Consider the following 14,815-nt stretch of genomic DNA (forward strand, 5'->3'; position numbering starts at 1 on the left):
ACAAAACTAAATACCATCTGGTTTAACCAGTGGGCTTTTTCAACAGGTGCAGTAGATAATCAGGCTTTCAGTCCGGCTTCTTTTTGCTTACGAAGCTCAGCCTCTCTGGTAAGATAAGTAATACTTACATTCAATTCAAAGCCGATCAATAAAATTAACGAATTGATATACATCAGCAGCATCAGGATCAGCACAGTGCCGATCGACCCGTAAATACGGTTATAACTGGAGCTCGCAAATAAACTCACCCAATATGAAAAAGCAAGGGTGGTGCCCAGGGTCAAAAAAGTAGCCAATAGGGAACCGGGCGATACCAGTTTCCAACGTTTGGTAACCGAGGGAGCATATTTGTACGTAAATGCAATACCGCAAAAAACAAGTCCTACTATAACGAGCCAGCGCAAAGTGTTCCAGAGTGGCAGTGATGTTTTTGATTTGATATTAAAAAGGCTTTTCAGCAGCCCCGATAATTGTTCCTGACCAATCAATACAAGTGAGGAGCCTATAACCAGTAGTATAAGGATGGCGGTTAATTGAATGGCCCTCCAGCGCTGGTGAAATAAAAAACCTTTTTGTTCCTGTATCGATCTGTCGAATGTGCGGATAATGCCAATCATGGCATTCGACGCATAAAAAATGAGTAGCAGAAAACCGAAAGAAAAAATACCGACATGCTTTTCCAGCAGGTCAATCATGATATCCCTGATAAACACATAGGTTTCCGAATTGGGGGTGATGTCCTTAAATAAGCTCAGTATCTGTTTATCAACATCAAATGAGTCTGGAAAATAGGGGATCAATGAGAACAAAAACAACAATGCAGCGGGCAATGCCATGATAAGGTTGAATGAAATGGCAGCCGCTCTTTCATTCAGTCCTACTTTATTGATTTGTTTAAAAAAGAAAACCACCACATCAAATAAGGGCAGACCCTGGAAGCCCGGTATCAGAAGTGTCTTGCTTTTACGGATGATAAAGGCAATGGGTTTCCAGGAAATAATGATGCGTTGGAGCTTGATCAAAGTGTCTTTTATTTTTTATTGGCCATGTAAATATCTAATTGATGCTGGTATTCTTTCGCATATTGATCGTGTTCCTGGTAACTGGAACTGAAATGATGATAACCGCTGAAATCACTTTTTGCTACAAAGAACAGGTAATCGGTTATAGGTGCTTCCAGTATAATATCGATGGTTTTAGGTGATGGTGTACAGATAGGGCCAGGAGGCAACCCTTTTCTGCGATAGGTATTGTAAGGGGAAGGGTTCAGTAAATATTTCTCATAGATACGCGTAATGGTAAAATCCTGCATGGCATATTTGATGGTTGGACAGGCCTGCAATGGCATTTCTTTTTTGAGCCTGTTCAGGTATACACTGGCAATTTTATATTTATCGCTATCGAAATTGGTTTCCTCTTCTACAATCGAAGCAAGGGTATAAGCATCTGTTGGCGAAAGTCCTTTTGCTGTTGCTTTTGCCAGACGGTTATTCTTTTGCCAGAACAGGGCTGCATTTTCTTTCAGCTTGCGCATGATTTTTATCAATGGGGTGTTCCAATAAAAGATATAAGTGTCGGGAATGATCTGTGTAAATAGAAGCGTGGTATCTGTTTGCAGTTGTTTCAGTGAGTCGTTGGAAGAAAGAAAAACCATGGCTGCTGCCGAATCGGTAGCAAACTGTTTCCCGATAAGGCGGGCCAGATCTGCTTTGGTGCGGAGTTTATTAATGACCAGTCTTAGCTCAGCCTGTTTGCCGTTACGTAGCATACGGGCAATTTCGAATGCGGATTGTCCTTTCTTCACTTCATATTTACCCACTTTGAGTTTGGGCCATACGGTCGTGAGTGAGCCAATTAATTGTAAACCTGTGGTGCCCGAAACAATTTTTTCTTCTTTTAAGATAGCCAGCACGGCTTCTTTATTTGTTTGACCCTCTCTGACAATAAAATAGCGGCTTTTCTCATCAAAGGCGGTAGTAGCACCAAAGAGGAGCCAGGCAGTTAAAGCCCCGCCAGCAATAACCAGGAATAAAAGCCAGCCCATGATTCGTTTCATGTCATCAAATTAAATAAAAAACCCTGTCTGTAGCACAGGCAGGGTTTTGTAAACGTATTTTTTATCTTTATTTCTTGCCGGTGTCGGGCGTAGCAGTTGTGGTATTGGCCGGTACAGCAGGCGTTGGGGCAGGCTGACTGGTAGTAGTATTTACTTTTTGTAATACTGAATTATCAACGCCTGAACCACCTTTCAGGAAAAGGCTCGATACCAGCGCCAGTATGGCAATGATGCTGGCAAAGATCCAGGTGCCTTTTTCCAATACATCGGTGGTTTGTTTAACACCCATGAAATTGTTACTTAAACCACCCACATTGGCAGAAAGACCTCCGCCTTTGGGGTTCTGAATCAGCACAACAAAACCCAGTGCCACACAGGCTAACACAATCAGAACAAGAAACAGAATGATCATTTTATATACCTTTTAAATGTTGAATCTTGGCCGCAAAATAAGCGGATTTTTCAGGATTTATGAAACTTAATTTAATGTAGAGCTGAATGGCTTTTTCCATCTGCCCCTGTTTTTCGAGCACTTCAGCCATGGTTTCGGTAACTACTTCCCTCGATTCGTTTGAGTTTTCAGCTATTAAAGCCACTGCCTGCTCGAGGGCAGAACCCGTTCCCAGATCAGATGTCTGCTGGTTTACATGCTTCATCTGCTTCAGCCAGTCTGTAAATTTACGCAACTGCGAAGTAAGCTTGTCCTGGGGCATCTTATTCAGGTCTACCCGTATACCCTGCGAAGCAAAATAATCGATGGTATGGAGTCGTTCGGTCTCAATTTCCAGTTTATCACCTGCTTCCAGGGGCTTTTTAAAATCGGCCAGCTGTTCAGACAGTAGACCCGATAATTTGGTGTCGGGCAGGAGAAGGGTTTCGGCTTCATCCAGTGCTACTTCCTCAGTATCATCAACATCAGGCGGGTTATCTGGTATTTTTCTGGGGTCTATGGAACGAATTATATCACGAACATCATCCATCGATGGAATGGCTATCTGCTTATTCGCCTGTTTATCTGTTACCGGTGTTTCAGGCATACCCACAGGTTCGGGGGCAATATCTATTTCTACCAGGTATTGCATCCAAAGCGGGTTGGTTATATGCAATAAAGACTTGCCTACCGATTGCTGATAAGCATCTGTCTTACCCATTTCTTTGAGCTTGGCACTATACAATACATGAGCAGGGGAGAAATAAGGATAAGATTTGATCAATGACTCTAACTGGTCAACCGGCACCAGTTCGGCCGATGACTGACCCGTTAAATGCAACAAAGCGCTCTCCCGGATGGAATTCATGTGTTTATTTTAATTGAAGTTGGCCACATGAAACCTTTCTGTCGCCAGCAGGCTCACAATAAACCTTTTAGCCGACGTCCACATTTCTTATGGCTTATTTCGTAACGATAAATGTACTAATTGATTACCAGTTTGAAAAAAGTCGGTTGAATATTTCATCAACCATATTTCTTACCACTTCATCCAGCAACTGTGCTTCGGCAGTATTAAAAGAAAGATTGGCACTGTAATCGAAACTCCGGCTTACATCAAATTCTTCGGTAACATTATCAAGGTTCTTTCTGAAACTAATACGAATGGTTACCGTTAAACGGTTGGTACTGGCCTGTCTGTTACTTACCCCAACGGTTTGTGTACCATTATAGGTTACAATGCTGCCGTTGATTACATAATGTGCATCATCACTGGTAACCCTGGTGAGTTTGGTTTGATTGGTAATCTTTTGCTGAAGTTTATCATTCAGTTTTGGACTCAGCTGCGGATTGACGTATTGGGCCTTGTTGTCTATAAAACCAAGTTTAATGGTTTTTACTTTTGGATCGATACTGGCATCGTTGAATTTATACGTCACTTTACAGGCCGTAAATACAAGGGCCATGAGTATGCTGATACTCAGGCCGTAAATACCATATGTGCCGATCGTTTTTTTCATACCCATTTTATTCTTCAATATCGTATTCTTTCAGTTTACGGTACAGTGTTCTTTCACTGATACCCAGATCAAGAGAAGCATCTCTGCGTTTGCCTTTATGTTTTTTCAGTGCTTTCAGGATCAGTTCTTTTTCCTTGTCCATAATATTCAGCGATTCCTCTACTTCTTCATGGTGATGAATCGCATCTTCATGCAATAATACCGGTTGTCCGTTTGCCGGCATAATCTGGTGATGTGGTACCGATACCTGCGAATTTACAACAGGCTGCAGTTCACCATTACCCTGAAAATCCTGTAAGAGAGAATCCCTGGTAAAATTAGCCGCCGATCCTGCAAGGGAAGGGTTTTGTAAAATTTCCAGAAACATTTTTTTCAGCTCCGTAACATCTTTCTTCATATCGAAGAACAACTTGTACAGTATCTCGCGTTCATTGGCAAACTCACTACCACTATTGGCTGCATGTGCCGCCAGTACAGGCATACGTGAGTATTTAGACTGGTCGGGCAGAAACTGACTTAAAGTGGTGGCTGAGATCTGGTTGGTTGGACTCAACACCGATATCTGTTCTGCAATATTCTTTAATTCGCGAACGTTACCCTGCCATGGATGGTTAATTAACATGGATTTTGCGTCTTCTTCCAACTGAACAGGTGTTGTTTTATAACGTTCTGCAAAATCAACCACAAACTTGCGGAATAGTAATAACACATCTTCTTTACGATCGCGCAGCGAAGGAACACGAATGGGTACAGTACTCAAACGATAATAGAGGTCTTCTCTGAAACGCCCTTTTTGTGTAAACTCCAGTAACTCACGGTTGGTGGCAGCAATAACACGTACATCTGTTTTCTGCACTTTTGATGAACCTACACGGATAAATTCTCCCGTTTCCAGTACCCGCAGCAGGCGTGCCTGTGTTCCCAGCGGCATTTCACCAATTTCATCCAGAAAAATGGTTCCTCCACTTACGGTTTCGAAATACCCTTTACGGCTATCGACTGCACCGGTGAAAGCCCCTTTCTCATGACCAAATAGTTCTGAGTCGATTGTTCCTTCTGGTATTGCGCCACAGTTGACGGCAATAAAAGGATTGTGTTTTCGGGCCGATAATGCATGAATAATCTGCGAAAAAACTTCTTTACCTACACCACTTTCTCCCACAATTAAAACCGTAAGATCGGTAGCTGCCACCTGAACGGCCGTATTCAGTGCATGATTCAGCGACGGTGAATTACCGATGATGCCAAACCTGTTTTTTATACTTTGAAGATCCATAGATTAGATTTGTTGATCGCTGATCTCTGATGTCTGATTTGATTTTCTGTCCGAAGGACCCCTTCGGGGATGTCAGATCGCAGATGTCAGATTTTTTATTCCTTGTCTCTTGTTTCTTGCTCCTTGTCCTTCCTGAATTCTTATTCCCTGTTCCTTATTCCTTATTTCTTTCTCCCAGCAAAGTGGTTCTTGTATGTCCGGTAACTTTTACCATTACATAACTGCCTTTTAACTGCTCGTCTATATTTTTCTTAGGGAAAACCAGCACTTTATTCTGACTGGTTCTGCCCATCCATTCCTGCTCATTTTTTCTACTGTTGCCTTCTACAAGAACCTTAAATGTTTTACCTAGATCGTTTTGATTGCTTTGTGTAGATAATATACCCTGGAGATCTACCACTTCCTGCAATCTTCTTTTCTTTACTTCTTCGGGAATATCATCTGTATATCTTCTGGCAGCCAGCGTGCCTGGTCTTTCGCTATAGAAGTACATATAACTCATGTCGTAACCACTGTAACGCATGATATCTAATGTATCTCGATGGTCATCTTCTGTTTCTGTACAAAAACCGGTAATGATATCTGAACTGATACCACATCCGGGCAATAGTTCCCTGATACGGTCTACTTTAGCCATATACCATTCGCGGGTATAGGTTCTGTTCATCAACTGTAATACACGGTTACTTCCACTTTGTACGGGTAAGTGGATGTATTTACAGATATTCTCGTATTTGGCTATCGTATGCAATACTTCATCTGTAATGTCTTTCGGATGTGAAGTGCTGAAACGAACGCGCAGATCGGGACTTACCAATGCAACTTTTTCGAGCAATAAGGCAAATGTGATGGTTTCATCTTTCTGTTCATCTATCCAGTAATAACTGTCTACATTCTGACCCAATAAGGTTACTTCTTTATAACCATTTTCTACCAGGTTGCTTACTTCATGCAAGATGGAATTGGCATCACGGCTTCTTTCACGGCCTCTGGTAAATGGCACTACACAGAAACTGCACATATTATTGCAACCCCGCATAATCGATACAAAGGCACTGATGCCATTACTGTCGATACGAATCGGAGCAATATCGCCATAAGTTTCATCACGACTCAATAATACATTCACAGCTTTTTGTCCGGAACCTGCTTCTTCAATCAGGGCGGGCAGGCTGCGGTATGCATCGGGACCTACTACCAGGTCAACCAGCTTTTCTTCTTCCAGTAACTGTGCTTTTAAGCGTTCGGCCATACAGCCCAGCATACCGATGAGCAGACCGGGGGTTTTTTCTTTTATTTTTCGAAATTCAGTCAATCGCTTGCGAACAGTTTGTTCTGCTTTTTCACGGATGGAACAGGTGTTCAATAAAATCAGGCTGGCTTCTTCCAGGTTGCGTGTGGCACCAAATCCGGCATTATTCAGTATAGAGGCAATTACTTCACTGTCAGCAAAATTCATAGCACAGCCATAACTCTCTATATAGAAATGTTTAGCATAACGGTTAGGGTCGTTCGCAAATGGGCTAAACGCTTCCCCCTGACGGGTTTCATCGTGTACTTTATCTCCAATAGCCATTAGATCCATGAACAATACAATTTAGAATTGGCAAAATTAACAAAATTGTCCGGCTTTTGTGTCAGTTTGGCAGGCTTTAAGGTTTGAAAATTCTGTTAATCAATTAGTTTTGCATCGAAAATGCCCCCTACACATGAAGAAATGGTTCTATTGGCTGCTATTCCTTTTATTGAACTCAGCAGCTTTCTCCCAGGATATAGTTGTAAATAAGCTCAGAAGCGAAACATCCCGTACCATCAAAAAAGAAGCAGATACCAGCAGATGGACCTGGAAAAGAGGGGGGCTTTTAAGCGCTAATTTATCGCAGGGCTCATTGAGTAACTGGGCAGCAGGGGGTGATAATTTTTCACTGGCAGTAAGCTCCTATTTTAATTTCTTCTACTTTTTTAAAAAAGACAGGCATAACTGGGATAATAATTTCGATATGAACCTGGGTTATGTTCAAACCACCAGTCTGGGTGGCCGTAAGAACGATGACCGCTTTGATTTCCTGAGTAAGTATGGTTATAAAATGGACAGCACCGGTAAGGTTTTTCTTTCCAGCCTCTTCAACTTCCGTTCGCAGTGGTTTGATGGTTATACTTTTTCTGGTGGTGTTCCTTCATTTGCATCCTCTTTCTTATCGCCCGCATACATTATTCTCTCTGTAGGTTTTGATTATAAACCCAATGATAAACTCTCTGTATTCGTTTCACCATTAACATCAAGGTGGACAGTGGTAGCGAATAATAAATTATCAGCACAAGCCAAATACGGTGTACCTGCGGGAAAAACTTCAATTAACGAGATTGGTACTTTTGCCACTGTGAACTATAATAATGTGGTGGCTAAAAATGTAACTTATAAAGGAAGGCTCGATATGTTCTCTAACTACAACAATAAAGCGCAGAACATTGACTTCTTTATGACGAATCTTTTTTCTTTCAAAATCAATAAATTTTTCTCCGCCACTTACAGCCTTGACCTTATTTATGATGATGATGTACGTTTGTTCGGCCCCAACAAAACATCTCCCGGTCTGCAGACGAAAAGCCTGATTGGTATAGGTTTTTTAAAGCCGCTGAATGTGAAGAAAGGATAGGAGCAGGATGTTAGATGGCAGATTTCAGATGTCAGATATAAAACAAATCTGCGATCTGCGATCTGACATCTGACATCAAAAAATTACCCTCCGGTTTTTACTTTCAGCAGGTGTTTTATCTTATTCGCTTTATGTGTAAGATCTTGATAGTCTTTGTGCATGATGGTAACATGGCCCATTTTACGACCGGGTTTGGTTTGTAACTTTCCATAGAGATGAACAAATACATTATCCATCTTTAAAACCTCTTCCAGGTTTTCATAAACGGCATCGCCTGAATATCCATCGGCACCCAACAGGTTTACGATGGCAGATGGAAGGATGGCATCAGGATTACCCAGCGGATAACCAAGCATAATACGCCAGAGCATATCGTACTGACTTGAATAGTTGGCTTCAATGGTATGGTGCCCGCTGTTGTGAACCCTTGGAGCTGTTTCATTTACCAGTACTTCCTCATTTTTGTCTACAAATAATTCAACAGCAAAAAGGCCGGGGCTTTTCAGCGCTTTCACCACCCGCAAGGCAATGGCTTCTGCTTTCCATAATACCTGTTCGGGAAGTTGTGCCGGACTTACCTGGTAATCGAGTAAGTTAAGCATTGGATCAAATACCATTTCGGCGGGAGGGTAAAAAATGGTTTCTCCTTTTTCATTCATGGCAACGATCATGGCGATTTCTTTATCAATCGGAACCATTTTCTCAAGTACTGCAGGGGCATCAAAAGCTTTACTGATATCTTTCTCATCCTGAATTACCTGAACACCTTTTCCATCATAACCACCTTGCCCTATCTTATGCACTGCCGGCAGCAATGCAAGATGTTCTTCTACATCTGCCTGTGTTTGAGTAACAACAAAAGAAGAAGTGGGTATATCGTTATCGAGATAAAACTGTTTCTGTAGTATTTTATTTTTAATCGTTCGTATGGCCGATGGTGTTGGGAATACTTTTACACCTTCTGCTTCCAGTTTTTCAAGGGCATCTACATTTACCGATTCAATTTCAATGGTTAATACATCCAACCCTTTGCCAAACTGGTATACCGTATCGAAATCATTGATATTACCCTGTACAAAATGATGGCAAAGATGTGCCGACGGGCAATGCGGATCATTTTCCAGCACATAAGTTTCAACAGTATAATTGGCTGCCGCCTGTAATAACATGCGACCCAACTGGCCACCACCGAGTATTCCTGCTTTCATGCCCGCAAAGATAAGAGGGGAACAGAGAAACAGAGGAATTTCCAACTTTCAACTTCGAAATTCGATATTTCTCTGTTCCTCTGTTTCTCCGTTCTATTACTGACAGAAACCCTTAATTTTGTTGTATGCTTCCCGATTATCCACATAAAGTATTTGGCGACAAGCGTTTCTGCTACTGCCTGCTGATGGAAGCACTGGCCATGGATGCGGCCCTGTAATTATTGAAAACAGGGTTTATTTCTTTATTTCTCTCATTAAACATATTGTATGGAAACGATTACCAATACCGTGGTACCATCGAACACAACAACTGATTTTCTTCCTTTACAGGGAACAGATTATGTTGAATTTTATGTGGGTAATGCCAAACAGGCCGCTCATTTTTATAAAACTGCTTTTGGCTTCCAGAGCCTGGCTTATGCCGGACCGGAAACAGGTGTAAAAGACAGGGCCAGTTATGCAGTCAGACAAAACAAACTCACTTTTGTATTTACCACAGCATTACGTACCGATAATTCAATTGCAGACCATGTGTACAAACATGGTGATGGTGTTAAAATGCTGGCCTTAAAAGTAGAAGATGCAACCGATGCCTGGAAACAGACCACCCAGCGGGGAGGCAAGAGTTATATGGAACCTCAAAGATTTACAGATGATGCTGGTGAAGTGGTAATCAGTGGTATTCATACTTATGGAGATACAGTACACCTGTTTATAGAAAGAAAAAACTATGAAGGTGTTTTTTTACCCGGTTACAGGAAATGGGAAAGTCATTATAATCCATCTGAAACGGGTTTGTTGTACGTAGACCATTGTGTGGGTAATGTAGGCTGGAACCAGATGAACCCCTGGGTTAAGTTTTATGAAGAAGTAATGGGGTTTAAAAATATCCTCAGTTTCGATGACAATGATATTTCCACTGAATACTCGGCATTGATGAGTAAAGTGATGAGTAACGGAAACGGATTTGTAAAGTTCCCGATCAATGAACCCGCAGAAGGAAAGAAAAAATCGCAGGTAGAAGAATACCTGGATTTTTATAACGGAGAAGGTTGTCAGCACGTAGCATTGGCCACCAGCGATATTGTACAAACCGTTACAGCCCTCCAAAACAGGGGCGTGGAATTCCTGAAAGTACCCAATTCTTATTATGATGATCTGTTAGACAGGGTAGGACATATTGATGAGGATTTAAGCCCCCTACGGGAACTGGGTATTTTGGTAGATCGTGATGATGAAGGTTATCTTTTGCAGATTTTCACCAAGCCTGTAGAAGACAGACCCACACTTTTCTTTGAAATTATACAGCGCAAGGGTGCAAAAAGTTTTGGCAAAGGTAATTTCAAAGCCCTTTTCGAAGCCATTGAGCGTGAGCAGGAAAGCCGCGGTAATCTTTAGCGGTGAGCTATGAGCTGCGAGCCATGAGTTTTGAGCTTTTTTATTTAATGCCTCAACCCATGGCTCACAGCTCATAGCCTATACTATCAAACTGCATCCCAGAGTCCGCAATATTTTCATAGCTGGATCGTTTCTTTAACAGTATATTCAATTCATTATATTGTACCATTCCTTATTTTGCAACCATGAAGCGCCCCCTGCTAATTTTTCTCATCAGTATACTGTCTGCCAATCTGATGGCACAGACTGGCTTTATTGATAATCAGCGGGTATTTCCAAGGGTGGCCGGCGCCATAAAATCGAAAGAAGATACGCTCAAGAAACAGTTTGCAAACGCCAAACTTCAATGGCCTGCAAAAGATATGTATCTCCGCAGTTTCAAATACGATAGTCAGTTAGAAGTGTGGGTAAGAAATAATTCAACAGAACCATACAAGTTATTCAAAACCTATAAGATATGTGCTTTATCTGGCACACTTGGCCCAAAACGTATTGAGGGCGATTACCAGGTACCTGAAGGTTTTTATTATATCAATGAATTCAATCCCAAGAGTATGTATCATTTGTCGCTGGGGCTGAATTATCCAAATGCATCCGATCGTTTATTAAGTGATTCCATTAAGCCCGGTAGCGATATTTATATTCATGGCAGTTGTATTACGGTAGGCTGTATACCCATACAGAACGACCAGATTGAAGAACTCTATGTATTGGCATCTCATGCACGCAACCAGGGACAGGATTTTATTCCCGTTCATATTTACCCTGTACGTTTTAGTAATAACCGCAGTCAGGAATACCTCTCCCGTAACAGCAAGGAAGACAGCGACTACCAGAAATTTTCCACCCGCCTCAAAGAAGTGTACGATTTCTTCGAAGAAAACAAAAAACTACCGCTGATTTCAGTGAATAAAAAAGGAGAATACATTATTTTATGATGTAGAATGGCGGATGTCTGATTTGAGTGTGCCCTTCTTCTACAAATCCGACATCTGAGATCAGACATCATACATCTTTTTTCCATTTGTTCCTCACCACATGATACAACTGCATGGCATCGGGTGTTAGCTTGAGGTAGAATACACCACCAATCATAATAACAGAGAAAACAATACCATTGAGGAAAATGGAAGTCCAGCCAGAGAATTGACTGAATGCAAAATAGCAAACACCATAAGCTGTCAGGCTTAACAGGATAACATACACTGTTTTCAGGTTGAAGGGTTGCATATTAAACTTACGGCGCAGAAATTCATACCGTATAAAGTTATAAATGCCATAAGCTACGAGTTCTGCAATGGCTGAGCCCACAATGCCATACTGTTTAATAAGATAATACGTGAGCGGAAAACGAAGTCCGATAAGAACAACACCACTTATAAAATCAAATCGCCAGAAAGTAGAGGTGTTAATGACCATTGCATTCAATCCGGTACCAGCATCAATTACACGTACCATGCTTAATATAAAAAGCACTTTCATACCATCAAGATAATCGTTCTGTATATTCAGTACAGTAATCCCTTCTTTTACATTCAGCCAGATATTGCCAAAAAGAAACAAACTCATGATCAGCAAATTGATACATGACCGGGAATAAATCCGGTTGATTTCAGGGTAGTTTTTATCTTTCCATGCCCTTGACAGGAAACTGGAAGATACAGCCTGAATACTTCTCTGAGGCACTTGTAAAACATTCGCTATATATTGTGCAAATACAAAAATACCCACAGCTTTAAGTCCCAGGATGCTGGCTATAATAAAACTGTCGATCGTTGCAGCAATGGAGGCAATCAGGGTTCCTCCATACAATAGTACCTGCATGGATAACATTTTTTTCCAGAATTTCTTTGTTACCCTGCTGATCGAAAAATTGAAATGCAGATTATTTGTTTTGATCAGATAAATAAATAAAAACAAAAAGATAGCTAGGAATTGAAAGGCGAACAGATAAATAAAAACCTGAAAGCTGATGAGTTTGAAATAAAACAACAGGATCAAAATGCAGGTGATAATCCTGAATACTGTTTCTTTTAAAAAATTGGATATAACAGATAATTGTAACGCCCAGCAAAATCCTTCAATCACCGAAAAAAACAGCATTCCCATCGCAAATGGAAACATCCAGTAATAATACTGTACGATTAAAGGAGACCTTTCAATAAACTTTTTTACAAAATAGGGTTGAAAAATCAGCCCACTTGCAAGAACAATGATAAAACCAATGACTGCAGCTATCATAGCCCAAATCATCAGGTCGATTTTTTCCTGTTCAAGATTGTCTTTGTAGTAGGGATAGAATTTATAAATAACAGGAATAACACCCAACGCACCAAAAGCCACCATGTTTTGGGCAAAATCAAAAAAAATACGCGTGAGTGCATACTGTTCTACTGTAAAAGAACCATTCAGCGTATATAAATACTGGTTCACAAAACCAATCAGAAAGCCAATATAAATCAGCACACTGGATATAATTGTTTGCTTCCTGATACTTCCCATGCCTGGTTAATAGTTTTTAGTGGCCTTTGTATTGATCGGTTAAAAATAGGATATTCGGGGCAGGATGAAAGAATTGAAAATCATAAAAAATAAAACAGGCCTGTTCTGTACAATGCTCTGGCTTTGCTTTTTTTGCCTTACCGGTTGCAGGCAGAAAACAGAATCCGGAAAATCGGTTTTTTATTACAATGAATCAACCGGTATTGCCACACTCGACCCGGCATTTGCCAAAAATCAATCCATCATGTGGGCCATTCACCAGGTGTACAATACGCTGGTGGAAATAGACAGTAACCTGAATATTGTTCCTTCACTGGCCAAAAGATGGGATATAGACGCAGCAAGAACCACTTATACTTTTCACTTACGAACCGATGTATATTTTCATAACAGCGAAATATTTCCCGGTGGGAAAGGAAGAAAAATGCTGGCACAAGATGTTGTATTCAGCCTGAACCGCATCATCGATAAAAATACAGCCAGCAGCGGGGCATGGATATTTAATAACCGGGTCGATAGTCTGCAACCCTTTACTGCCATTAATGATTCTACTGTTCAATTAAAACTGCTGCGACCGTTTCATCCCATCATGGGTATCCTGAGTATGCAGTATTGCAGTATTGTTCCAAAAGAAGCTGTTGAAAGATATGGGAAGGATTTTCGCCGTTCGCCCTGCGGTACCGGTCCTTTCCGATTTATTTCATGGGAGGAGGGAGAGGCACTGGTACTGCATAAAAATGACCAGTATTGGGAGAAAGATGCGCATGGTAACGCATTGCCATACCTGGATGCAATACAGGTGAGTTTTTTTGATAATAAAGCAACGGAATTCTTACAGTTCAGACAGGGTAAGCTGAGTTTTGTGAATGATATTGATCCTTCTTTTAAAGATGAACTCCTGACCAAAAAAGGAGAATTAAGAAAAGAGTGGGAGGGAAAATTACAACTCAATAAAGCGGCTTACCTCAACACGGAATATTTTGGAATACTGGTTGACGAAAACAATCCGATTGTAAAATCATCACCTGCAAAACTAAAACTGGTTCGACAGGCAATGAACTATGCCATTAACCGCCCGCAACTCATGATGTATATGCGCAACTCGATCGGTATACCGGCCGAAGCAGGGTTTGTGCCGGGTGGACTTCCTTCCAGAAACGTAGAGTTAGTGAAGGGCTATCATTACGATCCGGCAAAGGCAGCGCAATTATTGAAGCAGGCTGGCTTTGGTAACGGTAAAAATATGCCGGAGATCAGGTTACTCACCATACCTATCTATGCAGATATTGCCAGTTTTGTGGCCAGACAGTTAGAGGAAGTAGGAATACCGGTGCAGGTAGAAGTGGTGCAGAAAAGCTTACTCCTCGAACAAACCGCCAAATCGCAGGCCCTGTTTTTCAGGGGTAGCTGGATCGCCGATTATCCGGATGCTGAAAATTATATGGCTATGTTTTACAGTAAAAATCCCGCGCCACCTAATTACACAAGGTATAAAAACCCCGATTTCGATGAACTGTATGAACGGGCTTTACTCGAAATAAATGATTCTCTTCGATACGATCTCTACCGTAAAATGGATCAGATAGTAATCAATGATGCACCGGTTATTCCTATCTGGTACGATATGGCCATCCATTTTGTACAACCCAATATCATTGGCTTTAAGGCAAATGCTTTGAACCTGCTTGAACTTCGCAATGTGAAGATGAAATAGCGTGCTATGACTTCAGGTATTAGCTAATAGCTGTTAGAAAAGGCATATAGTTTT

The 14,815-nt window shown here is 41.2% G+C and carries 13 protein-coding genes; 4 read left to right on the forward strand and 9 right to left on the reverse strand.

What is annotated here, in order from left to right; translation table 11 throughout:
• Positions 1-59: 59 nt before the first annotated feature.
• The 7 genes from KXJ59_RS09810 to miaB form a co-directional block, all read right to left on the reverse strand.
• On the reverse strand, positions 60-1,022 hold the full coding sequence (locus KXJ59_RS09810) for a YihY/virulence factor BrkB family protein (protein ID WP_295203943.1): 963 nt from the start codon (positions 1,020-1,022) through the stop codon (positions 60-62).
• A gap of 8 nt (positions 1,023-1,030) precedes the next feature.
• Positions 1,031-2,056, reverse strand: coding sequence for an endolytic transglycosylase MltG (gene mltG, locus KXJ59_RS09815; protein WP_295203946.1), 1,026 nt, complete (start codon positions 2,054-2,056; stop codon positions 1,031-1,033).
• A 67-nt stretch (positions 2,057-2,123) separates the two neighbouring features.
• Complete coding sequence (secG, locus tag KXJ59_RS09820; protein ID WP_295203950.1) at positions 2,124-2,468, reverse strand: preprotein translocase subunit SecG; 345 nt, start codon at positions 2,466-2,468, stop codon at positions 2,124-2,126.
• Between the two features lies 1 nt (position 2,469).
• Positions 2,470-3,354, reverse strand: a complete 885-nt coding sequence (locus KXJ59_RS09825) for a hypothetical protein (protein WP_295203953.1) — start codon at positions 3,352-3,354, stop codon at positions 2,470-2,472.
• A gap of 124 nt (positions 3,355-3,478) precedes the next feature.
• Complete coding sequence (locus KXJ59_RS09830) at positions 3,479-4,006, reverse strand: LptE family protein (protein WP_295203956.1); 528 nt, start codon at positions 4,004-4,006, stop codon at positions 3,479-3,481.
• A gap of 7 nt (positions 4,007-4,013) precedes the next feature.
• The gene (locus KXJ59_RS09835) at positions 4,014-5,282 is read right to left on the reverse strand and encodes a sigma-54 dependent transcriptional regulator (protein WP_295203959.1); all 1,269 of its coding nucleotides are present in this window, start codon (positions 5,280-5,282) and stop codon (positions 4,014-4,016) included.
• Positions 5,283-5,436: 154 nt separating this feature from the next.
• Positions 5,437-6,867 (reverse strand): tRNA (N6-isopentenyl adenosine(37)-C2)-methylthiotransferase MiaB, encoded by a 1,431-nt coding sequence (miaB, locus tag KXJ59_RS09840; RefSeq protein WP_295203961.1) that lies wholly within the window; start codon positions 6,865-6,867, stop codon positions 5,437-5,439.
• Positions 6,868-6,991: 124 nt separating this feature from the next.
• Between miaB and KXJ59_RS09845 the strand changes: the two genes are divergently transcribed.
• Positions 6,992-7,939 (forward strand): DUF3078 domain-containing protein, encoded by a 948-nt coding sequence (locus KXJ59_RS09845; protein ID WP_295203964.1) that lies wholly within the window; start codon positions 6,992-6,994, stop codon positions 7,937-7,939.
• Positions 7,940-8,022: 83 nt separating this feature from the next.
• Here KXJ59_RS09845 and KXJ59_RS09850 read toward each other — a convergent pair whose 3' ends face one another.
• Positions 8,023-9,147, reverse strand: a complete 1,125-nt coding sequence (locus KXJ59_RS09850) for a 5-(carboxyamino)imidazole ribonucleotide synthase (RefSeq protein ID WP_295203966.1) — start codon at positions 9,145-9,147, stop codon at positions 8,023-8,025.
• Positions 9,148-9,414: 267 nt separating this feature from the next.
• Between KXJ59_RS09850 and hppD the strand changes: the two genes are divergently transcribed.
• Both hppD and KXJ59_RS09860 read left to right on the forward strand, forming a co-directional pair.
• A complete protein-coding gene (gene hppD / locus KXJ59_RS09855) occupies positions 9,415-10,545 on the forward strand; it encodes a 4-hydroxyphenylpyruvate dioxygenase (protein ID WP_295203969.1) in 1,131 nt (376 codons plus the stop codon).
• Positions 10,546-10,730: 185 nt separating this feature from the next.
• Positions 10,731-11,483 (forward strand): L,D-transpeptidase family protein, encoded by a 753-nt coding sequence (locus KXJ59_RS09860; RefSeq protein ID WP_295203971.1) that lies wholly within the window; start codon positions 10,731-10,733, stop codon positions 11,481-11,483.
• Between the two features lie 67 nt (positions 11,484-11,550).
• On the opposite strand, the gene KXJ59_RS09865 is transcribed toward KXJ59_RS09860, so the two are convergent.
• Positions 11,551-13,047, reverse strand: a complete 1,497-nt coding sequence (locus KXJ59_RS09865) for an oligosaccharide flippase family protein (RefSeq protein WP_295203973.1) — start codon at positions 13,045-13,047, stop codon at positions 11,551-11,553.
• 64 nt (positions 13,048-13,111) lie between these two features.
• On the opposite strand from KXJ59_RS09865, the gene KXJ59_RS09870 reads away from it, so the two are divergent.
• Complete coding sequence (locus tag KXJ59_RS09870; protein WP_295203976.1) at positions 13,112-14,761, forward strand: ABC transporter substrate-binding protein; 1,650 nt, start codon at positions 13,112-13,114, stop codon at positions 14,759-14,761.
• The last annotated feature ends 54 nt before the right edge of the window (positions 14,762-14,815 follow it).

Source organism: Sediminibacterium sp., from assembly GCF_019264485.1.
Classification (GTDB): Bacteria; Bacteroidota; Bacteroidia; order Chitinophagales; family Chitinophagaceae; genus Sediminibacterium.